Source organism: Nocardiopsis akebiae (assembly GCF_018316795.1).
GTDB lineage: Bacteria > Actinomycetota > Actinomycetes > Streptosporangiales > Streptosporangiaceae > Nocardiopsis > Nocardiopsis dassonvillei.
In genome coordinates this window covers 3,818,074-3,842,332 of the sequence record NZ_CP074132.1, presented here as the reverse complement: position 1 = coordinate 3,842,332, position 24,259 = coordinate 3,818,074, and the positions used below count along the sequence as shown (strand labels likewise).

Below are 24,259 nucleotides of genomic sequence, written 5' to 3'. Positions count from 1 at the left end.
GAACGCTACTGGCTGCCCGAGCCCGCGGACGTCGGGTCCCACCCGCCCGCGCCGTCCGGGCGGATCCATCCGCTGCTGCACGTCAACACATCCACCCTGAACGAGCAGCACTTCACGTCGGTCTACACGGGAGAGGAGTTCTTCCTGCGCGACCACCGGGTCCAGGGCGAGCGGGTGCTCTCCGGCGCGGCCTGCCTGGAGTTGGCGCGAGCCGCCGTGGAGGCCTCGCTCGACGAACCGTACGCCGCCCTGACCATCGGCAACGTCGTCTGGACGAGGCCGGTCACCGCGGGGGAGGGCGGACTCACCGTCCAGGTGCGCCTGCGGGCCAGGAGCGCGAACGAGATCGGCTTCGAGATCCTCACCCCGGGCGACGCGGACCGCGCGACCGGTGAGGCGGTCCACGGTGAGGGCGTGGTGGTCGTGACGCGCTCGTCCGCGGACGCGGACGACGACGTCCGCGTCGACCTGTCGGCCCTGCGCACCGAGTGCTCGGCCCCGGGACCCGACGCCGATGAACTGTACGCGGCCTTCGAGGCGCGCGGACTCCGCTACGGCCCCGGTCACCGCGGCGTACGGCGTCTGTGGACGGGCGCGGACCAGGTCCTCGCCCGGATCGCGCTGCCGTCCGGGATCCGGGACACCCTGGATGAGTACGGTCTGCACCCGACACTGCTGGACGCGGCACTGCACGCCTGCGCGGGACTGCGGACCCCGCTGGGCGGCGAAGGCCTGCTCCTGCCCTTCGCCGTCGACGAGGTCCAGATCCTGGGACCCTGCCCGCCCGAGATGTGGGCCTGGGCGAGGAACACGGCCGGGCGCGAGGGCGAGAGGGTGCGACGCCTCGACATCGACCTGTGCGACGACGAGGGTCGGGTGCGCGTCCGGCTCGGAGGCGTCGCCCTTCGCGCCCACACGACTCCGACGCCCGACGGGGAACTGCTCGCCGCGCCCGCCTGGATCGCCGAGGATCTTCGCGAGGCGGCCGACCCCGCGCCCGAGGGCCTGGTCCTGGTCGCCGAGCTGCCGGACGTCGCCGCCGCGCTGGAGGCGCACGACACGGCGCGGGTGGTCCGCCTGGACTCGGACGCCGCGGACGTCGGCGCCCGCTACACCGACCACTCACTGCGCGTCCTCGGTGAGGTGAAAAAGCTGCTCGGCGAGCGCGAGCGGCACCCCGTGCGAGTCCAGCTGGTCGCCTCGTCGGCCGATCCGCGCCCCTGTGAAGGGCTGATGGCCCTCCTGAGGTCGGCGCAGCTGGAGAACCCGAGGCTGCTCGGGCAGTTGGTCCTGCTGGACCCCCGGGACGGCGTCGGACGCGCCGCGGCCCGGGTGAGGGCGGAACGCGCCGGGCTCGCGGACACCGCCGTCCGCTACCTCGGAGGCTCGCGTGAGGTCCTGCGGTGGCGTGAGGAGGACGGCGGCGCCCGCCCGGCGCAGGTGCCCTGGAAAGACGGCGGCGTCTACCTGATCACCGGGGGCGCCGGTGCCTTGGGCGGCGTGTTCGCCCAGGACATCGCGGTACGGGTGCGTGCTCCGCGGATCGTGGTCACCGGCCGCTCGCCCCTCGACGCGCACAAGGAGGCGCTGCTGGAGCGGTTGCGGAGGCTCGGCGCGGAGGCGGTCTACGAGCAGGCCGACGTCGCGGTCCGGGACGAGGCCGTCGAGCTCGTGCGAGGGGTCCGCCGGAGGTTCGGCCGCATCGACGGCGTACTGCACAGCGCCGGCCTCATCAGGGACGCGTTCGTCCTGAGCAAGGACGCCGGCGAGTTCGCCCGGGTGCTGGCGCCGAAGGTCGCCGGACTGGTGCACCTGGACGAGGCCACGCACGACGCGGACCTCGACTTCCTGGTCGCCTTCTCCTCTGTCGCCGGAGCCCTGGGGAATGTCGGCCAGTCCGACTACGCGACCGCCAACGCTTTCATGGACGCCTACGCGGCGCACCGCAACGCGCTGGTGGCGCGGGGCGAGCGGCGGGGCCGGACGCTCTCGATCGGCTGGCCGCTCTGGGCCGAAGGCGGCATGCGGGTCGACGCGGCCACGGAACGCTCGCTGCGGGAGAGCTTCGGCCTCGTGCCCCTGTCCAGCGAGACGGGAGTGCGCGCCCTGTACCGGGCCCTGGCGTCCGGCCGCGACCAGGTGCTGGTGCTGGCCGGTGACCGCCCCAAGCTCCGCCGGACCCTCCTGGGGGGGTTCCTCGTCGACGGCCCGGCGGAGCAGTCCCCGCCGGAGGCGGAGGCGGTGCCCATGGCTGGTAAGGACCGTGCGCCGGAGCCCGACGGGGCGGCCCTGGACGAGAGCACCGCACAGCGCGCGGTGTCGTACTTCAAGCGGCTCCTTTCGTCGGCCATCGACCTGCCCGTCGCCAGGATCGACGCCGAGGCGTCGCTGGAGGACTACGGTATCGACTCCGTGATGACCATGGAGATGATCCGCGTCCTGGAAGGGGTCTTCGGCTCGCTCCCGAAAACACTGTTCTTCGAGCACCGGACCATCGCGGCGCTGACACGCCACTTCCTGGAGGCCTACCCCGACCAGATCCGGGAGCTGCTGCCCGCGGCGGGCGTCCGTTCGCGGGAAGCGGCCGAGGGGAGACCGGTCCGCCCGGACCGGCGGGCGCCGGAGGCCGAGCGCGGCCGGCGCACGCTCCCCGCCGCGCCGGTGAGGGCCACAGCGGTCCGCGGCGGGGAAGAGGAGACCGGGGACGTCGCGGTCATCGGCCTGGCGGGCCGCTACCCGCAGGCCCGCGACGTGCGGGAGTTCTGGCGAAACCTCGCCTCCGGGAAGGACTGCGTCACGGAGGTCCCGGCGGACCGGTGGGACCGCGACCGCTTTTTCGACCCCGACCGGGGGGTCTCCGGGAAGTCGTACAGCAAGTGGGGCGGGTTCCTCGACGGCGCCTACGACTTCGACCCGCGGTTCTTCGGCATCTCCCCTCGCGAGGCGGAGATCATGGACCCACAGGAGCGTCTGTTCCTCCAGTGCGTCCACGACGCGGTGGAGGACGCGGGGTACTCCCGGGACACCGGCAAGGACCGGAAGGGCGTCGTGCTCGACGGGCGGGTGGGCGTGTTCGTCGGCGTGATGTACGAGGAGTACCAGCTCTTCGGCGCCCAGAGCCAGCTCGGTGAAGCGCCGTTGGCCGTGGCGGGGAACCCCGCCTCCATCGCGAACCGGGTCTCCTACTACTTCAACCTCCGCGGTCCGAGTATGAGCGTCGACACGATGTGCTCGTCCTCGCTGACGGCCATCCACCTGGCCTGCCGGAGTCTGAGATGGGGCGACTGCGAGACGGCCGTCGCCGGGGGCGTCAACCTCTCACTGCACCCGAACAAGTACCTGCTCCTGAGCCAGGGCCGGTTCGCCTCGAGCAACGGCCGCTGCGAGAGTTTCGGCGCGGGGGGCGACGGCTACGTCCCGAGCGAGGGCGTGGGCGCCGTTCTGCTCAAACCGCTGTCGAAGGCGGTCGCGGACGGCGACCGGATCTACGGCGTCGTCAAGGGCACGGCGGTCAACCACGGCGGCAGGACCAACGGCTACTCGGTGCCCGACCCGTCGGCCCAGGCCGACACCGTCAGCCTCGCCTTGGAGCGGGCGGGCGTGGACGCGCGGGCCGTGAGCTACGTCGAGGCGCACGGCACGGGTACCGCCCTGGGCGACCCGATCGAGATCGCCGGGCTGTCGAAGGCGTTCGGCGCGGACACGGACGACCGGGGGTTCTGCGCTATCGGCTCCGTGAAGAGCAACATCGGCCACGCCGAGAGCGCGGCCGGTATCGCCGGTGTCACCAAGGTCCTGCTCCAGCTCCAACACGGCCGACTGGCCCCGTCCTTGCACGCCTCGGCCCTCAACCCGCACATCGACTTCGAACGGACCCCGTTCGTGGTGCAGCGGGAGCTGACCGAGTGGCCGCGCCAGCGGGACGGGGGAACCGGCCGCACGGTGCCACGCGTGGCGGGAGTGTCGTCGTTCGGCGCCGGGGGAGCCAACGCCCACGTCGTCATCGCGGAGTACACACCGCAGGACCCGGAGCAGACCTCGCCCGACGGCACGGCTCCACCCACCGTGGTCCCGCTGTCCGCGCGCAGGCCGGAACAGCTGCGGGCGCGGGCTGAGCAGCTGTGGGAATGGCTGGAGCGCCCCGAGAGCGCCGATCTCGCGCTCGCGGACGTCGGCTACACGCTGCAGGTCGGGCGCGAGCCCATGGAGGAGCGCCTGGGCCTGCTCGCCACCTCCCTGCCCGGCCTGAGGGAGGGGCTGCGCCGGTTCCTGGACGGCGTATCCGCCGTCGGCGAGGCCTTCCGGGGAACGGTCACCCGCGACGGCGCGGTACCCGCGCTGTTCGACGCCGACTCCGACCTCGACGCGATGATCGCTGCGTGGGCTGACAAGGGCAAGTACGAAAAGCTCCTCGAACTGTGGGTCAACGGTGTGCCCGTGGACTGGCGGCTCCTCCACGGCCCGCGCACACCCCGGCGGATCGCCCTGCCGACCTACCCCTTCGCGCGTGAGCGGTACTTCCCCTTCGACGGCGCGTCCGCCGTGAACCCGACCCCGCACGGAGGCCCGGTCCCGCTGCACCCGCTGGCCCAGGTCAACACCTCCGACTTCACCGAGCAGCGCTTCACCTCGGTCCTCACCGGCGAGGAGTTCTTCCTGCGGGACCACGTCGTGCACGGAGCGAGGGTCATGCCCGGCGCGGCCCTCTTGGAGGCGGTCGTCGCGGCCGCCTCCCTCAGCTGCCGCACCGCCGTCGGGCCCTCGGCGCCGCTGGCGCTGCGCGACGTCGTCCTCCTCCGGCCGCTGCGCGTGGCCGACGAGCCGTACGAACTGCACGTCGGCCTGCGCCCGGAAGACGACGGCGACATCCGGTTCCGCGTCAGCGGAGCTCTCAAGGGGACGGACGCGGAAGAGGCCGTGTCCTGCACCGAGGGTGTCCTCTACCTCGTGGAGGGCGTCGAGGAGACCGTGCTCGACCTGCCCGCTCTGCGCGCCGCCTGCGATCTGCCGGGTCTGACGGCCGAGCGGTGCTACGAGCTCTACCGCGAGTCCGGGATCGCCTACGGCCCCGCCCACCGCGCGGTCCGCCATGTCTGGGCCGGACGCCGACAGGCGCTGGCCCAACTGGCGCTGCCGGAGCCGCTTCGGGGCACCGAGGACGACTTCACGCTCCATCCCAGCATGCTCGACGCGGCTCTGCAGGCGTGCGTCGGCGTCCTCGGCCGACTCCGGGGCTCCGACGCGGCCGAGAGCGGGGCCGGACTCCCCGTGCCCTTCGCCGTCGACGACGTCCTCGTGCTCGACGCCTGTACGACCGAGATGTGGGCGTGGGTCCGGCCCAGCGCCGAGCAGGACCCGGCTACACCCAAGCTCGACATCGACCTCGCCGACGAGCGGGGCCGGATCCGGGTCCGGATCGGCGGGCTGTCGTTCCGAGGTTTGGACGGGGCGCCGCTCCGTGACCCCGTTCAGGTGAGGGGGCCGTCGCTGGCGCAGGACGAAGCGATACTCCTGCGCCCGCTGTGGCGAGAGCGGCCCGCCCCGCTCGGAGCGTCCGGCACGGACGACGCGCGGACCACCGTGCTGCTCGCCGGGCTTCCCGAGGTAGCGGACCTGCTCGAGGACACAGACCCCGGCGAGGTGGTCCCCCTGACCACGCGGGACGAGTCGGTGGACGGCCGGTACGCCGCCTACGGAACGCAGATCCTGGAACACCTGCGGTCCAGGGTGCGCGGCGCCGCGGGCCGGAGCCGCATCCAACTGGTGGTCCCCGGCGCCCCGGACGCGGTGCCGCTCACCGGTCTCGCGGCCATGCTCCAGACCGCCCACATCGAGAACCCGGACGTCACAGGGCAGGTGGTCGTCCTGGACCCCACGGATACTCCCGAGCTGGCCGCGGCCCGGATCCTGGAGAACCGGAACCGCTTCGAGGACGCCTTCGTGCGTTACGCGAACGGTCGCCGCGAGGTGCGGACATGGGCCGAGGACGACTCCGCCCCGCCTTCGGCGCTGCCGTGGAAGGAAGGCGGTGTCTACCTCGTCACCGGCGGAGCGGGCGCGCTCGGCCAGGTCTTCGCCAAGGAGATCGCCGCGCGGACCGGGAACGCGACCCTGGTCCTGACCGGCCGGTCGCCTCTGGACCCGCAGCGGCGCGGCGCGGTCGAGGCAGTGGAGGCCGCCGGAGCGGGAGCGGCCTACTACGAGCAGGCGGACGTCTCCAACCGGGCCGAGGCCGACGCGCTGATCGCGCGGACGGTCGAGCGCTGCGGCCGGATCGACGGCGTCATCCACAGCGCCGGCATCACCCGCGACTCCTTCATCCTCGGGAAACCGGTGCGGGACTTCCTCGACGTGCTCGCCCCCAAGGTGTCGGGCACGGTGAACCTGGACGCCGCGACCCGGCACCTCCCGTTGGACTTCTTCGTGACCTTCTCGTCCGCTTCCGGGGCGCACGGGAACACCGGTCAGGTCGACTACGCCGCGGCGAACGCCTTTCTGGACGCCTACGCGTGGTACCGCCAGGACCTGGTCGACCGCGGCGAGCGCTCCGGGCGCAGCCAGTCCGTCGGCTGGCCGCTGTGGGCCGAAGGCGGCATGCGCGTGGCCGAGGGCACGGAGGCCGTGCTGCGCGGGCGCCACGGCGTCGTGCCGTTGGAAACGGCCGCCGGGGTCCGGTCCCTCTACCGGATCCTCCACTCCGAGTACACCCAGGTGACGGTGTCCGCCTCAGTGAGGGGTCGCGCCCCGGTCGGGTCGGACAGCGGCTCACCCCTCTCTCGGCAGTCGCTCCTTGTTGCCCCCTCCGTCGGGACGGAATCGTGACGCACTACGACAACGACGCGCCAGAAGAGCAGGCGACCGCGTACCTCAAGCGCCATCTCTCCGAGGTGACCAAGCTGCCGGTCGACCTGATCGACGCCCACACGCCGTTCGAGGACTTCGGCATCGACTCGGTTATGGCCACGACCATGACGGCGCGGATGGAAGACGCCCTCGGGCCGCTGCCCAAGACCCTCTTCTTCGAGTTCCGCACGCTCCGGGAGCTGTCCGGGCACCTCGTCGCCACCCGCCGGTCCGAGCTGCTGGCGCTCTTCGGGGACGCCGGAGACACCGGGGCCGCGGGGGAGGGGACGAAGGGCCCGACCACCGGGCGTCCCGCCCCGAGGACCGGCGTCCGGGGCGCGGGTGCGCCGCGGCGCAAGTCCCTGGACTCGACCCGGTGGTCGGCGGCCGGCGCCGCGGCGCCATCCGCACGGCGCGTGAGCGCCGTGCCGCCCGCCCCTACCGAGGAGCGGGGACTGGACATCGCGATCATCGGACTGGCCGGGCGCTACCCGAAGGCCCGCACCCTCGACGAGTTCTGGGCCAACCTGGCCGCCGGGCGCGACTGCGTCACGGAGATCCCGGCGTCCCGCTGGGACCACGGCGCGTACTTCGACCCGGACCCGGACGCGCCCGGCAAGACGTACAGCAGGTGGGGCGGGTTCCTGGACGGCGTCGACGAGTTCGACCCGCTGTTCTTCAACATCTCGCCTACCGAAGCGGAGCTGATGGACCCCCAGGAACGTCTGTTCCTGCAGTGCGTCCACGACACCCTCGAGGACGCCGGTTACACCTCCGCCCGGCTGAACGAGCCGGAGGGCTCTGCCGCGAGGGCCCGCGTCGGCGTCTACGCCGGTGTCATGTACGAGGAGTACCAGCTGTACGGAGCCCAGGAACAGGTCCTCGGCAACCCGGTGGCCGTGTCCGGGAACGCCTCGGCCGTCGCCAACCGGGTCTCGTACTTCTTCGACTTCCACGGGCCGAGCATGGCGGTCGACACGATGTGCTCCTCGTCGCTCACGGCGATCCATCTTGCCTGCCAGAGCATCCGGTCCGGCGGGTGCGACGCGGCGATCGCCGGTGGTGTGAACGTGTCGGTCCACCCCAACAAGTACCTGATGCTGGGCCGGGGAAAGTTCGTCTCCGGCACAGGACGGTGCGAGAGCTTCGGCCGGGGCGCCGACGGGTACGTTCCGGCCGAAGGCGTGGGCGCCGTCCTGTTGAAGCCGCTGGAGCGGGCGGTGCGCGACGGGGACCGCGTCCACGGGGTCATCCGGGGCGCGGTCGTGAACCACGGCGGCCGCACGAACGGCTACTCCGTGCCCAGCCCCGTGGCCCAGGCCCGCTGCGTCACCGACGCGTGGCGGCAGGCCGGGATCGACCCGCGGACGATGGGCTACGTCGAGGCGCACGGCACCGGTACCCCCCTCGGTGACCCCATCGAGATCGCCGGGCTCACCAGGGCCTTCAGGGATCACACCGGGGACGACCGGTTCTGTGCGATCGGCTCGGTCAAGAGCAACATCGGGCACGCCGAGAGCGCCGCGGGCGTCTCCGGGCTGACCAAGGTGCTCCTCCAGATGCGGCACGGCAAGCTCGCCCCCTCACTGCACTCCGCGGAGACCAACCCGAACATCGACTTCGACACGACGCCGTTCACGGTCCAGCGGACCCTCGCCGACTGGCGGCGGCCGACCGCGGCCGTCGACGGGGCGGAGCGAGAGGCCCCCAGGCTCGCCGGCCTGTCGTCCTTCGGCGCGGGTGGTTCCAACGCGCACCTCGTCGTCGAGGAGTACCTGCCGGCGCCGGGGGAGGCGGCCGAGCCCGCCGTCGCGGGTCCCGCCCCCGTCGTCCTGTCCGCCCGCGATCCAGAGCGGCTCCGGGAGAGGGCCGAGCGACTGGTCGACTGGATCGGGGACGAGGAGCTCTCGGACCGGGATCTGGCCTCGCTCGCCCGCACCCTCCAGGTGGGGCGGGAGGCCATGCGTGAGCGGCTCGGCCTCGTCGTGGACACTATGCCGGACCTGGTCGCCCGCCTGCGGGACTTCCTGGCCGGACGGAGCGGGGCGGACGGGACGCTCCGGGGCCGCTCCGGCGGCGACACCGACGACTTGGCGCGGTTGGCCGCAGAGGAGGACCTGCCCGGAGCGCTTGCCCGGCGGGACCTCGCCAAGCTGGTGGAGTTGTGGGTCAAGGGAGTGACCGTCGACTGGGACGCGCTCCATGACGGGCGGCCACCGGCGCGCATCGCCCTGCCGTCGTACCCCTTCGCCCGTGACCGGTACTGGATCGACACCTCACGTACGACCGCCGCCCTCGCCCGCGACAACACGGACCGGCGCACGAGCCCCCTCCTGTTCACCGAGTCCTGGGAGCCGGAGGAACTGCCCGCTCGCCGGACCGGTACGCCTCGCACCCTCGTCTGCCTTCACACCGGAGCCGGTGACCGGGCCGAGATCGCCCGTGCCGCCCAGCGCCTCGACGCGGAGTCCACCCCGGTGTTCGTCGCGCGGGGACGGGGCTACGCCCGGACCTCCGAGCACACCTACGAGACCGACGACCAGGACCTGGACGCGTGCGTCCGCGTGTTCGAGGACATCAGGGCCCGACACGGCGCGGTCGACGGCGTCCTGAACCTGTGGACCTTGGAGGGGGGTTCGGACCCGGGCGCGTACACGGCCACCGTGCACGTCCTGCAGGCCATCGCCGCCTCGGGGCTGCCGGTCGGGCGGGTCCTGCAGGCCGGAGAGTTCCGCGACGGGACCGAACGGGCTTATCTGGAGTCCTGGCTCGGGTTCGAGCGTTCCCTCGGCCGCGTGCTGCCCGGAGTGGAGTTCGCCGCTGTCCTGGAGGACTCCCGGGACTCCGGCGACGGAACCGCCCCCGGCGCCTGGTTCACCCGCCTGTGGGAGGAGCTGTCCGCGGAGCGGTCGGTGAGTACGCTCCACCGAGGTGGCGTCCGCCACGTCAGCCGGGTCCGGTCGAGCACCCTCGCCCCGAGCGGGGATCTCCTCAGGCGGGGCGGTACGTACCTCATCACGGGCGGCACCGGCGGTCTGGGCCTGTTGTTCGCCGAGCACCTGGCCAGGACCCGGTCCGCGCGTATGGTGCTGACCGGCCGCTCGCCCCTCGACGCGGACAAGCGGCGTCACATGGCCCGGATCGAGGAGCTGGGCGGCGAGGTCCTGTACGGGCGGGCCGACGCCGCGGACCGACGGGCCATGCGCGAGGTGCTCGCCGCGGCCCGTGAGCGCTTCGGACCCCTCCACGGGGTCGTGCACGCGGCCGGGAGCGCGGAAAGCGGCTCCCTCCTCTCCAACGACGCGCGTTCGCTGCGGGACCGTATGTCCGCCAAGGTCGACGGCACACGCGTACTCGACGAGTTGCTCGCGGCGGAGCCCCTCGATTTCTTCTGCCTCTTCTCGTCGACCTCGGCGGTCCTCGGGGACTTCGGCAGCTGCGGCTACGCGGTCGCCAACCGCTTCCAGACGGCCTACGCCCGGCACCGCGACGAACAGGTGCGCCGGGGAACCCTCTCCGGCGCGACCGTCGCCGTCAACTGGCCCCTGTGGCGCCAGGGCGGAATGGGGTTCGACGACGCGCAGGGCGCGGAGCTGTACCTGTCCACCAGCGGACTGCGTCTCCTGGAGGAAGAAGAGGGCGTCGACCTCTTCGAACGGCTCCTGGGCCAGGGGAGGGCACAGCAGATCGTCATGGCCGGGGAAACCGAGCGGGTACGGCGCATGCTCGGCGTCGACCCGCCGGACGAGGAACCGCACCGGCACGAGAACCCGACCCCCGCCCACCCGGACGGCCCCTCGCCCGTCCCGGAGACGGGACACGCGGACCTCGACGCCCTGGTCCTTTCGGACCTCGAAACGGCTATCGGCGCGACGCTGCGGGTACCCCGCGAGCAGATCCACGCCGACGAGAGCCTCTCGCAGCTCGGCTTCGACTCGATCACGCTGACCAAACTGGCCACGGCACTGAGCCAGCGCTACACGGTCGAGGTGCTCCCCTCGGTCTTCTTCTCCCACCCCACCCCGCAGAAACTGGTGTCACACCTGGTCTCGGAACACGGTGAAGCCCTCAGGCGACGCTACGCGGCACCGTCCGCCGAGGCGGTCGGACCGCCGGGGGAGAGCACCTCCGAACCCCCCGCCGGGCAGCGGTCCGCGTCGGCCGCGCGGTCGGAGCCGGGCACCGCGACGGCACCGGAACCGATCGCCATCGTCGGTATGAGCGGTCGCTTCCCCGCGGCCGACTCCGTTGACGGGTTCTGGCGGATCCTCACGGAGGGGGAGGACGTACTCTCGCCCGTCCCCGAGGACCGCCGCGCCGACTGGAGCGAGCTGGCGGCCGAGGAACGGGAACGCGTCCGGTGCGGGTTCGTTCCGGGGATCGCGGAGTTCGATCCGGCCTTCTTCGAGATCTCGCCGCGTGAGGCGCAGAGCATGGACCCGCGCCAGCGGCTGCTGCTCCAGGAGGCCTGGCGCGCCCTGGAGGACGCGGGCTACGGCGAACGCAGGCTGCGTGCCGGGGAAGTCGGCATGTTCGTCGGCGCGGAACAGGGTGACTACGCGCACCTGAGCGGGGTACGGGGCGGCATCACCGCCCAGCACGAGGCGATCATGGCCTCCCGCCTCGCTTACCTCCTCGATCTCTCCGGCCCTGTGCTCGCCGTCAACACGGCCTGTTCCTCGGGGCTGGCGGCGGCCCACCAGGCGTGTACGAGCCTGCGCGGTGGCGAGTGCGACACCGCGGTCGTGGCCGGGGTCAACCTGAACAGCACCGCGCGCGTGTACGTCGAGACGGGCAAGGCCGGAATGCTCTCCGGGAGCGGTGTGTGCCACGCCTTCGACAAGCGCGCCGACGGCATGGTCCTGGGTGAGGCCATCGTCGCCATCGTCCTCAAACGCCTGTCCCGAGCCGAGGCCGACGGCGACCGCGTCCTGGCCGTCGTCCGCGGCAGCGGCATGAACTACGACGGCAGGACGAACGGCATCACCGCCCCGAACGGCGCCGCCCAGACCAGGCTCTACCGCAGCGTCTACAGGCGACACGGGATCGACCCCGAGCGCATCGGGCACGTCGTGGCCCACGGCACCGGTACCCGGCTCGGCGACCCCGTCGAGGTCAACGCCCTGAACGAGGCGTTCAAGGAGCGAACGACCAGCACCGGCTTCGCCGCGCTGACCTCGACGAAGACCAACGTCGGCCACACGCTGGCCGCCTCCGGACTCGTCAACCTGGTCGCCCTCGTCCAGTCGTTGAGGCACGGCGTCATCCCGGCGAGTCTGCACTGTGAGCAGGAAAGCGACTACATCGCCTGGGCGGACAGCCCCTTCTACGTCAACAAGGCGGCCAGGCCCTGGCGGACGGGTCCCACGGGAACCCGGCTCGGCGCGGTCAGCTCCTTCGGTATGAGCGGGACCAACGTCCACATGGTCGTGGAGAGCCACCCGGAGCGGCCCCGCCCGCTCCCCGCACGGGCCCCGGCCCGCCTGCTGCTCGTCTCCGCCAAAACCTCCGAGGCCCTGCGCGAGCGCGTTCGGGAACTGCGGCTGGCCCTCGCCCAGGGGGAGTGCGACGCTTCCCGTCTGGGTGACGCCGCCTACACCCTCATGGCGGGAAGGCACCACTTCGCCCATCGCCGCGCGTTCTTGGTCCTCGACGCCGAGGACGCCCTCGACGCCCTGGCCGCCGCCGAGCGCGGCGGGCCGAATGACGCGCTCCACCACGGAGAGGTGCCGCGCGACCGTACTGCCGCACCGCTGGACGCCCAGGCCCGCGCGGTCCTGGACGGGCTGGCGGAGCCCGGCGTCCCGGCGGAGCGGTACCGGGAGGCGCTTCGCGCTCTGGCCGACCTCTACTGCCGGGGCGCCGACCCGGAGTGGCCGGAGCTCTTCGCGGACGACCAACCGCGCTTCATCGCCCTGCCCGGCTACCCGTTCGCGCGTTCCCGGCACTGGGCGACCGACGAACGCCCCGCACGGCCGACCGCGGGGGAGCCGACACCGGCTCCGAAGGTCGAACCGGCAACGACCCGCGTCGGCGCCGACGCGCGGCCCGTCCCCGAGCGGGCCGAGGCTCTCGGGGCGGGAGCACAGGTCCTGCTGCGCAGCCCGGACACGATGGCGGTCGTGCCGTCCCCACCGGTCGACAAACCCCGGAACGTGGTCCTCGAAGACCTGGGCGGCCCCGGGGAGCGGAGCGTCGCCGCGCAGGCCCCGGCGGCGCCGGAGCACCCCGTTGCCGGGCCGGTGCGTTCCGTGGGCCGGCTGAGACGGGAACTGCGGTCCGGTCTCGCGGAGGTCCTGTACCTCCCGGAGAGCGGTATCGACATCGGCGGCAACTTCATGGAGCTGGGCCTGGACTCCATCGTCGGGGTCGAGTGGACCAAGGCTCTGAACAAGGAGTACGGCACCTCGCTCAGCGCGACGCGGCTCTACGACTACCCTTCCGTGCGGGAACTCGCCGACTTCCTGCACGGGGAACTCACGCGTTCGGCCGCGGAAAGCGCCGACCGTCCGGCCCCGGAGCCCGGGCGTGCACCCGAGCAGGTCCCCGCCCCCGCCCCCGCCTCCGACACCGCGGCTGACGGACCCGTGCGCTCCAGGTCCGCCTTCGTCGACGAGCTGCGCGCCAGTCTGGCCGAGGCGCTGTTCCTCGATCCGGCGGAGGTCGACGCCCGGCGCGACTTCGTCGAGCTGGGCATGGACTCCATCATCGGGGCCGAGTGGGTCAAGGACATCAACAGGGCCTACGGCACCTCGATCAGCGCGACGCGGCTCTACGACCATCCCACGGTGCTGGAACTGGTCGCTTTCCTGGAAACGCTGCTCCCGGCGGAGGAGGCCGCTCCGCCGGGAGCAGCGGCGGACACCACGCCCGAGCCGGCGGCCCTCCCCGCCCCGGCCGGGGGCGCGCCCCCGCGCCCCGGTGACCGCGCGGCGGTGATCGGCATGTCCGGTCGCTACCCGGAGGCGGAGAACCTGCGCCGGTACTGGGCCAACCTCCGCGACGGCCGCGACTCCGTACGGGAGGTGCCTCCCTCCCGCTGGGACGTGGCCGAGCACTACGACCCGCGGCCGGGACGCAAGGGCAAGACGTACTGCAAGTGGATGGGCTACCTGGAGGACGCGGACCGCTTCGACCCGCTCTTCTTCAACATCTCACCGGTCGAGGCGGAGGGCCTCGACCCCCAGCAGCGCCTCTTCCTCCAGGAGGCCTACCGGGCCTTCGAGGACGCCGGATACGACCCTTCTTCCCTGAGCAGGAAGAAGTGCGGTGTCTTCCTGGGCGTCAGCGGCAACGAGTACAGCTTCCTGGTGTTTCGCGACGGTGAGGAGACCAACGCCGCGACGAGTGGCAGCAACGCGATCGCGGCGGCGCGCATCGCCTACTTCCTCAACCTCAAGGGTCCGGCCATCGCCCTCGACACCGCCTGCTCCTCCTCCCTGGTGGCTCTGCACCTCGCTCAGCAGGCGCTGGCGAGCCACGAGATCGACCTGGCGCTGGTCGGCGGCGTTTCGCTGTACCTGCTGCCGGACACCTTCGTCGGGATGTCCGAGGCGGGCATGCTCTCGCCCCGGGGGCGCTGCCGGTCCTTCGACAACGGAGCCGACGGCTTCGTCCCCGGTGAGGGGGTCGGGGCCCTGGTACTCAAGCGCACGGAGGACGCCGAGGCCGACCACGACCACATCTACGGGGTGGTCGCGGCGTCGGGCACCAACCAGGACGGTAAGACCAACGGCATCACCGCGCCCAGCGCCAACAGTCAGATGGAGCTGGTCCGCTCGGTCTACGACCGCCACGGCATCGACGCGGCCTCCATCGGCTACGTCGAGATGCACGGCACGGGGACGAGGCTCGGCGACCCGATCGAGCTCGACGCCCTGGGCACCGTCTACCGGGAGCGCGGGGTGCCCACCGGGTCCTGCGCGATCGGATCGGTGAAGAGCAACATCGGGCACGCTTCGGAGGCCGCGGGGGTCGCCGGAGTGCACAAGGTTTTGCTGGGTATGCGCCACGGCCTGCTCGCCCCGACGCTCCACTTCCAGACGCCCAACGAACACTTCGACTTCGACCATTCCCCGTTCCGGGTCAACACGGGGCTTCGGCCCTGGGAGGCGCGGAGCGACCGCGAACCAAGGCGTGCCGCCGTGAGCTCGTTCGGATTCAGCGGAACGAACGCCCACGTGGTGCTGGAGGAGTACCGCCATGCGTGACAGTAGAGCGCAGATCCTGTCGTCCTCCGTCGTGGTCACCCTGTCGGCCATGGCGGAAGCGCAGCTGGACAGCGTGGCACGTAACCTGCTCGACTTCGTCGAGGAGGAGGAAGGGCTCGATCTCATCGACCTGGCCTTCTCCCTCCAGGTGGGGCGAGCCGCGCTGGACCACCGGCTGGCCTTCGTCGCCGACTCGCTGGACGCGGTGGCGGAAGGACTCAGGGCCCATCTGCGGGAGGGCACCACCACCGGACTCCACTACGGCCGAGTGCCGGAGCCGTTGACCTGGGAGGAGCAGGACGAGGACGACCGGGACCTCATCCGCTCGCTGATCGCTGCCGGAGACCACCATGGCCTGGCGCGGGCCTGGGTCGGCGGCCGCGTCGTGGACTGGCCCCTGCTGTACGCTCCGCGCAAGCCCTACCGCACCCCGCTGCCCACCTATCCGTTCGCCGAGGAGCGGTACTGGGTCCAGGCGCGCCCGGGCCCGCGTGCCGGTGCCGCCGCTCCCGCCGCTGACCGGCTCCACCCGCTGGTGCACCGCAACTCCTCCGAGTTCGGCCGGCAGCGCTACAGTTCGGTTTTCACCGGCGAGGAGTCCTTCCTGGCGGACCACCGGACCCGGGGGACGAGGACGCTGCCGGGCGCGGCCTACCTGGAGATGGCGCTCGCGGCGGTGGCGGACGCGGGCGGGAGTACGGCGCCCGACGGCGGGGGCACCGCTCTCACCGACGTGGTCTGGGTCCGCCCGTTCCGCGTCGACGACGCACCCCGCGAGCTGCACGTGGAGCTGTGGCCGAACGAGGCCGGCGCCGTCCGGTTCGAGGTGCTCGCGCCTGCCGCCGACGCGGACGCGGACACCGCCGGTCCCGTCGTGTACTGCGCGGGTTCCCTCCTGCCGAGTGGGGCCACGGCCACGCGCCTCGACCTGGCGCGGCTGCGGACCGAGTGCGCCGCGGGCAGGCTCGACGCGGCAGAGGTCTATCCGGCGTTCCGTGCGGCCGGGATCGAGTACGGTGACTCGTTCCGCGGTATCGACCACCTGCTGCTCGGCGAGGACCAGGTGCTCGGGCGCCTGGTCCTGCCCAAGACCGCGCGCCCGGAAGGGGACGGTTACCGTCTGCACCCGGGGCTGCTGGACGCGGCGCTCCAGGCCTGCATGGGCATGATGGTCGCGGACCCGGACGCCCCGGGGCGCGCCCTGCTGCCGTCCGGGGTGGAACGGGTCGAGGTGTTCGGTGCCCCGCCGACCGACGCGTGGGTCCGGGTCCGGCGCGGTGCCCAGGACACGGGGGAGGGGACCACCCGCCACTTCGACCTGGATCTGTGCGACGACGCCGGGCACGTACGGGTGAGCCTTCGGGGTCTGGCGGTCCGGGCCCCGCGTTCGGCGGACGCCACCGCCGCGTCGGCCGCCCCCGGGACGGGAGAGGTTCTGGCCGTCCCCCGCTGGAGGGAGAACCCGCTGCCCGAGCCCGGGCCGGACGCCTCCGGTCCGCGGCCCGGCGCGGTGTTCGCCGAGGCGGGCCTGCTCGGGGACGGCCGGGCGGGGGATCCGGCGTGCGAGGTGTGGGAACTCACCTCCCGGGCGCCCACCATCGACGCCCGCTACACGGACTACGCGCTCCAAGTGTTCGAGGGGACGCGTCGGCTGCTGCGCGACGGCGACCGGACCGGGACGGTCCTCCAGGTCCTGGTGGAGGACCGGCCGGAGTCCCGGCTGCTGGCCGGTCTCGGCGGCCTGCTGAGGACCGCCGGTCTGGAGGACCCCGGGGTCACCGGTCAGGTCGTCATCGTGGACGCCGACACCCCCGTACGCGAGCGGTGGGCCCTTCTCGAGGCGGAGCGGCGAGTCCCCGCCGACGTCACCGTCAGGCACCGCGGAGGCAGACGCGAGGTGCTGTCCTGGGAGGAGGAACCGGCCGCGGCCCGTCCCGGCCCTCCGTGGCGGACCAGCGGCGTCTACCTGATCACCGGCGGCCTCGGCGGTCTCGGGCGCGTCTTCGCGGAGGAGATCACCGCTCAGGTGAAGGACGCCACGCTCGTCCTCACCGGCCGCTCTCCGGAGTCGGAGCGATCGGGGCAGGTCCTGGAACGGCTGCGTGCCTCGGGAGCGCGTGTCTCCTACACCTCGCTCGACGTGGCCGACCTGTCGGGTGTCAAGGCCCTGGTCGACCGGGTCCTACGCACCTACGGAACCGTTCACGGCGTCATCCACAGCGCCGGCGTCATCGAGGACGACTTCCTCCTCCGCAAGACCGAACGCGCGTTCCGCGAGGTCCTGGCTCCCAAGGTGAGGGGACTGGTGAACCTCGACGAGGCGACCAGGGGCATCGACCTGGACTTCCTCGTGTCGTTCTCCTCCGGCGCCGCCGTCACGGGAAACGTCGGCCAAGCCGACTACGCGACGGCGAACGCGTTCATGGACGCCTTCGCGGAGTACCGCCGGGACCTGGTCGCCAGTGGACTCCGGCGCGGCCGCACCCTCTCGGTCAACTGGCCGTTGTGGGCGGAGGGCGGTATGCGCCCCGACGCGGACACGGAGGCATTGCTCCTCGACCGCCACGGACTCGTCCCGCTGGAGCGGGCTGCCGGGGTCGAGGCCCTGGAGCGGAGCCTCCAGACGGACCACCACCAAGTGCTCGTCGCCTCGGGCGACGTGGCCCGGATCAGGAACGCGCTCGCGAAACAGCGAGTCGGTGAGGATACAGGTCCCGTGAGCAGTGACGAACCCGGCCGTGCGCGCAAGAGCCAGGACGACGGACTGGAGGGCAGGACGGTCGAGTACGTCACCTCGTTGCTGTCGAGCGTGCTCAAGGTGCCCGCACGGCGCCTCGACGCGGGCCTCCCCCTGGAGCGCTACGGCATCGACTCGGTGATGGCCATGAACCTGACCGCCCGGTTGGAGACGGTCTTCGGGGACCTGCCGAAGACGCTGTTCTTCGAGTACCGCGACATCGGGGAGCTGAGCCGCTACCTCCTCGACTCCCACGAGCACCGGTTGCGTGAGCTGCTCGACGGCAGGTCCGCTACGGCGCCCGAGCCCGCGGCCGTCCGACCGCGGGAGGCCGCGGTACGGACCCGGACGGAACGCCGGACCGGACCGGAGACGCCCGTGTCCGTACCGGAAAGCGAGGACATCGCGGTCATCGGCCTGGGCGGCCGCTACCCGCAGGCTCGTGACCTGCGCGAGTTCTGGCGCAACCTGGTCGAGGGCCGCGACAGCGTCACCGAGGTCCCCCGCGACCGCTGGGGCCACGACGCGGACGGCGGGGGGCCGGGCGCGCCCTACTCCGGGTGGGGCGGGTTCCTCGACGACGTCGACCGGTTCGACCCGCTGTTCTTCAACATGTCTCCGCGCGAGGCGGAGGCCACCGACCCGCAGGAACGACTCTTCCTCGAGTGCGTCTACGAAACACTCCAGGACGCGGGCTACACGCGACAGGACCTGGCCGCGCACGCCGTGAACGGCGTCGAAGGCAACGTCGGCGTGTTCGTGGGCGCCATGTACGACGAGTACCAGCTCTACGGCGCGACCGAACGGGCGGTGGCCGACGGCCGGCCCATCCCCGGCAACGCCGCGAACATCGCCAACCGGGTCTCGTACTTCTGCGACTGGCGGGGGCCGAGCCTCACCGTCAAGACCATGTGCTCGTCGTCCTTGACCGCCCTCCACCTGGCCTGCCAGAGCCTGCGGCTCGGCGACTGCGAGGTGGCCGTCGCCGGCGGGGTGAACCTCTCCCTGCACCCCAACAAGTACCGGTTGCTCGAACAGGCCGGGTTCGCGTCGAGCAGGGGCCGGTGCGAGAGCTTCGGTGAGGGCGGCGACGGCTACGTACCCGCCGAGGGCGTCGGCGCGGTCCTGCTCAAACGGTTGGACCGGGCCGTCGCCGACAACGACCGGATCTACGGTGTCATCAAGTCCACCGCGGTGAACCACGGCGGCCGGACCAACGGGTACACGGTCCCCAACCCGAACGCCCAGAGCGGCGTGATCACCCGCGCCTTGGACAAGGCGGGCGTGGACGCGCGTTCGGTGAGTTACGTGGAGGCGCATGGTACCGGTACCTCGCTGGGTGATCCTGTGGAGATCGCGGGGTTGACGAAGGCGTTCTCGCGGTACACGGGGGATCGGCAGTTCTGTGCGATCGGGTCGGTCAAGAGCAATATCGGGCACGCGGAGAGCGCGGCGGGTATTTCGGCGTTGACCAAGGTGCTGTTGCAGATGAGGCACGGGCAGCTGGTGCCTTCGCTGCATGCGGAGGTGTTGAATCCGCACATCGATTTCGGTTCGACGCCGTTCAGGGTGCAGCGGGAGTTGGCGGAGTGGCGTCGGCCGACGGGTGCCGACGGTGTCCGGGTGCCGCGGATCGCGGGTATCTCCTCCTTCGGCGCGGGGGGTTCCAACGCCCACGCCATCGTGTCGGAGTACGTGTCCGTCGAGCCTCCGGCGGCCGACGCCCCGGCTAGGCGGCCTCTGGCGTCCGTCGTCGTGCTGTCGGCGCGGACCGGGGAGCAACTGCGCGACCAGGCCCAGCGGCTGCTGGACTGGGTCCGTGAGGAGCGGATCGAGGACGCGGACCTGACCGGTATCGCGGTCACCCTCCAGGTGGGGCGCGAGCACATGGACGAGCGGTTGGCGTTCCTGTGCGAGTCGGCCGACGAACTCGCCGCCCGACTGCGCGACTACCTGGAAGGCGGGGACGCGGCCGAGGCGGTCTACCGGGGCCGGGTCAAACGAGCCGAGGGCACGATCTCCTCCCTCGCTGACGACGAGGACATGGCGCACACCATCGACGCCTGGGTCCGCAAGGGCAAGTTCGGCAAGCTGCTCGAACTGTGGGTCAACGGGCTGGACGTGCCCTGGCGGCGCTTCTACCCCGATCCGCTGCCGAGCCGGGCCCCGCTGCCGACCTACCCGTTCGCCCGCAAGCGGTTCTGGCCGGTCGGCGACGCCGCGACCGGCGCCGCGACCCCCGGCCGCCGGGCGCCCACGGTCACGGAGACCGCGGAGCGGCCCGCACCGCGTCACGAACCGCCGGTCCCCGCCAGCCCGTCGCCCGCCCCGGTGAACCGCGCGCCGGCCCTCACCAAGCCGCGCGGCATCGGCCTCACACCCCTGGCCCACGCCTTTGGTCCGGCCCGCCGGGAGGTACCGGCGCTCCGGGTCGCGCTCTCACCGACGGTGGAGGAGGCCCCGGGCCCCCGCGCCGCACCCACGGGTCCCGAACCCGAGCCGCCCCCCGTCTCAGCCCCTGCGGCCCCGGACCCGGACGCGCTCGTCCGAGAGCTGTCGGCGACCCTCGCAGAGGCCCTGTACATGGCCGAGGAAGAGGTCGATCCGGACACGAACTTCACCGATCTCGGACTCGACTCCATCGTCGGCGTGGAATGGGTCAAGGTGATCAACAGGCGGTACGGACTCGACCTGGCCGCCACCCGGCTCTACGACGCACCCACAGTGCACCAGTTGGCGGACTACCTGCGCGGACTGTCGCCGACGGAGTCCGCGCCGACGCGGGACAGGGCACCGGTCGCTCCCGCCGTGCCGCCGGGTGGGCCGGCGGCCTTCTCCGAGCAGGAGATCCAGGCGGACCTGCTGGCCAGTCTGGCCGAGGCCCTCTACCTCGACGAGGACGAACTGGACCTCGACCGGAACTTCACCGACTTCGGACTCGACTCCATCGTCGGCGTGGAATGGGTCAAGGTGATCAACAGGCGGTACGGACTCGACCTGGCCGCCACCCGGCTCTACGACCACCCCACCCTCCTGGAACTGACCTCCTGCGTCCGACAGGAACTGGAGAGTGGAGGCGCCCTCCGGGAGGGTCTTCCCGGGGTGGCCGATTCCGTACCCGTACCCGAGCCGGAGACCGCCTCCGAGGCCGAAACCGGTCCCGGGCCGACCACGGCGTCGGCCGCCGTCGCCGAGCCCCTCCCCGCGTCGCCCGGCGCGGGCCCGACCGACGCCATCGCCGTCGTGGGCATGTCGGGCAGATACCCGCGGTCCGAGACCCAGGACGAGTACTGGGACAACCTGGCGAACGGGCGGGACTGCGTCCGCGAGATCCCCCGGTCCCGCTGGGACGTCGAGGAGTACTACGACCCGCGTCCCCACCAGAAGGGCAAGTCCTACTCCAAGTGGATGGGGTACCTCGACGACGTCGAGGCCTTCGACCCGCTGTTCTTCCACATCCCCCCTGCCGAAGCCGAGTCGATGGACCCGCAGCAGCGGCTCTTCCTCCAGGAGGCCTACCACGCCTTCGAGGACGCCGGCTACGACCCCCGCTCGCTGACCGGCCACAAGTGCGGCGTGTACCTGGGGATCATGAGCAACGAGTACAGCATGCTCATGCAGAAGCGGGGCGGGGAGTCGAGCGGGGCGGCCACGAGCAACAGCAACGCCATCACGGCGGCGCGCATCGCCTACTTCCTGAACCTCAAGGGCCCCGCTATCGCCCTGGACACGGCCTGCTCCTCGTCCCTCGTCGCCACGCACCTGGCCGCGCAGGCCCTGCGGAGCGGCGAGATCGACATGGCGCTGGTGGGTGGCGCCACCCTCTATCTGAGCCCCGAGGCCTACGTCAGCATGTGCGGCGCGGGGATGCTGTCGCCGGACGGCCGGTGCAAGGCCTTCGACAACGGCGCCGACGGTTTCGTCCCGGGCGAGGGTGTGGGCGCGCTCGTCCTCAAACGCCTGGACGACGCCGAGCGCGACGGCGACCACATCCACGGCGTCGTCCTCGGCTCGGGCATCAACCAGGACGGCCGGACGAACGGCATCACCGCGCCGAGCGTCGCGAGCCAAACGGAGCTGGAGCGCGACGTCTACGAGCGTCACGGCATCGATCCGGCGGGGATCGGCTACGTCGAGACGCACGGGACCGGTACGAAGTTGGGCGACCCGATCGAGCTGGAGGCCCTGGCCGCGGTCTACCGGGAGAAGACCGACAAGACCGGGTACTGCGCCATCGGCTCGGTGAAGAGCAACGTCGGCCACACGTCCGCCGCCGCGGGAATGGCCTCGATCCAGAAGGTCCTGCTGTGCATGCGGCACGAGCAGCTGGTGCCGACACTGCACTTCGGTCGGCCCAACGAGCACTTCGACTTCGAGGGCTCCCCCTTCTACGTCAACACCGAGCTGAAGCCCTGGAAGACCGAGTCGGGCGCCGCGCGGCGCGCGGCCGTCAGCGGGTTCGGGTTCAGCGGTACCAACGCGCACCTCGTGCTGGAGGAGTACCTGCACGAGAGCGGGGAGGCCGCTGCGCGGCCACCCGCGGCCCCCCAGGTGTTCGTGCTCTCGGCCAGGGGCGAGGAGCAGCTGACCACCCTGGCGGCCCGTTTGGGAAAGCACCTCCAGGAGCATCCGTCGCTGGATCCGGCGGACGTGGCCCACACGCTGCAACAGGGCCGCGAAGCGATGAGGAGGCGACTGGCCACCGTGACCACCACCGTCGGGGAGCTGGTGGAACGGCTCACGCGGTACGCCGAGGCCGGTCGCGCGGACGGGGTGTTCACCGGCGAGGCCTCCCGCGGCCGGGCCGGGGAGACCGCGGTGGAAACGGGGAGCGCCCCGGGCGGCGCGCTGTCCCGGGCGGAGGCTGAGCGGCTGGCCGCCGCCTGGGTCGGTGGAACCCCCGTCGACTGGGAGCCGCTCCACGCGAACGCCCGGCCCCGCCGAGTCCCGCTGCCCACATACCCCTTCGCTCGCGAACGCTACTGGTTCGCCGACGCCCCGGTCGGGGCACCTCCGACACCCGAGGTCCAACCCCCGGCGGCCGAACCCGAGAGCGCCGAAGCACGTCCGGCGTCCGTCACCGAACCGCCCGGCGGTGAGGCCCGTGCGGGCACGAGCGTTCTGCTCAAACCCGTATGGGACGCGGTTCCCGCTCCGGCGTACCGGGACCCCACCGCTCCGTCCGGCCGGGTCGTGGTGGTCGGCGGCACGGAGGAGCACTGGGAACGTGTCCGTGCCGTCCACCCGCGCGCCGAGCGACTGGAGGCGGGTCCCGGGGACACGGCGGAGGCCATCGCCGCGCGGCTCGACGCGACGGACGACGACCTCGCACACCTCATCTGGCTGGCTCCCCGGGCGGTGCCCGCGGGCGCCATGGACGACGCGCTGCTGGAGGCGCAGGAGAGCGGCTTGTACGCCTGTTTCCGCACCCTGAAGGCGTTGTCGAACCTGGGTTACGCCCGGCGCGCCCTGGAGTTCACGGTCGTGACCGAGCGGAGCCTGCGGGTGCGCCGGGCCGACGTCGTGGACCCGACCGACGCCGGATTGCACGGGCTCCTCGGCTCGGTGGCCAAGGAGTACTCCAGCTGGACGGTGCGCCTCGTGGACCTCGACCCGGACCGGGACTGGCCCCTGCCGCAGCTCTTCGCGCTGCCCTGCGAGGAACGCGGCGGCGTCTGGGCGTACCGCCGCGGTGGCTGGTACCGGCAGGCTCTCGTCCCGGTTCGGGTCGCCGACGCCGAACCGGCTGACCGCCCGGCGTACCGGCGGGGCGGCACGTACGTCGTCGTCGGCGGTGCGGGCGGCATAGGCGAGGCCTGGACCGAGCACGTGATCCGCTCCCACGCGGCGCGAGTCGTCTGGATCGGGCGGAGGGAGGAGGACGCCTCGATTCGCCGGAAGCTGCGGCGCCTGGGCGAGCTGGGCCCCGAGCCGCGCTACGTGCGGGCCGATGCCACCGACCGCGCGTCGCTGGAACGCGCCTACGAGGACATCAAGAGGACCCACGGGGCCGTCCACGGTGTGATCCACTCCGCGATCGTGCTGCTCGACCAGAGTCTGGAGCGAATGGACGAGGAACGCTTTCGCGCCGCGGTCACGGCCAAGCTCGACGTGAGCGTAAGACTCGCCCAGGTCTTCCACGCCGAGCCGCTGGATTTCGTCCTGTTCTTCTCCTCCATGAACTCGTTCCTCAAGGCCCCGGGACAGTGCAACTACGTGGCGGGGTCAGTGTTCGAGGACGCCTACGCCCATCGGCTCGCCAGCGAACTCCCCGTGCCGGTCAAGACGATGAACTGGGGCTACTGGGGCAGCGTCGGCATCGTCGCCGAACCGCAGTACCGGGAACGCATGACCAAGGCCGGTGCCGCCTCCATCGAACCCGCGGACGGGATGGCGGCCCTGGACGTCCTCCTCACCGACGCGTTCGACCAACTCGGCCTGGTCAGGACCCACGGGGGGAACTCCTAAC

The 24,259-nt window shown here is 72.1% G+C and carries 3 protein-coding genes (1 of these 3 cut by a window edge); all 3 read left to right on the top strand.

What is annotated here, in order from left to right:
- Tightly spaced (each overlapping or abutting the next), the 3 genes in view from KGD83_RS16540 to KGD83_RS16530 form a layout consistent with a single transcriptional unit that may run on beyond the window.
- A protein-coding gene (locus tag KGD83_RS16540) for an SDR family NAD(P)-dependent oxidoreductase (protein WP_212640057.1) crosses the window boundary here: on the top strand, positions 1-6,822 show its 3' portion. It extends 6,939 nt beyond the left edge of the window; the window shows 6,822 of its 13,761 coding nt (coding positions 6,940-13,761); its start codon lies beyond the left edge, outside the window; it ends in the stop codon at positions 6,820-6,822.
- Positions 6,819-15,053, top strand: a complete 8,235-nt coding sequence (locus KGD83_RS16535) for an SDR family NAD(P)-dependent oxidoreductase (RefSeq protein ID WP_212640056.1) — start codon at positions 6,819-6,821, stop codon at positions 15,051-15,053. The genes KGD83_RS16540 and KGD83_RS16535 overlap by 4 nt, the downstream gene beginning before the upstream one ends.
- Positions 15,046-24,258 (top strand): SDR family NAD(P)-dependent oxidoreductase, encoded by a 9,213-nt coding sequence (locus KGD83_RS16530; protein ID WP_212640055.1) that lies wholly within the window; start codon positions 15,046-15,048, stop codon positions 24,256-24,258. Before KGD83_RS16535 ends, KGD83_RS16530 begins: the two co-directional genes overlap by 8 nt.
- Position 24,259 lies beyond the last annotated feature (1 nt).

What these genes read in the sequence shown, in the direction of transcription:
- KGD83_RS16530 (WP_212640055.1), top strand. Translation starts at nt 15,046, where the DNA reads ATGCGTGACAGTAGAGCGCAGATCCTGTCGTCCTCCGTCGTGGTCACC.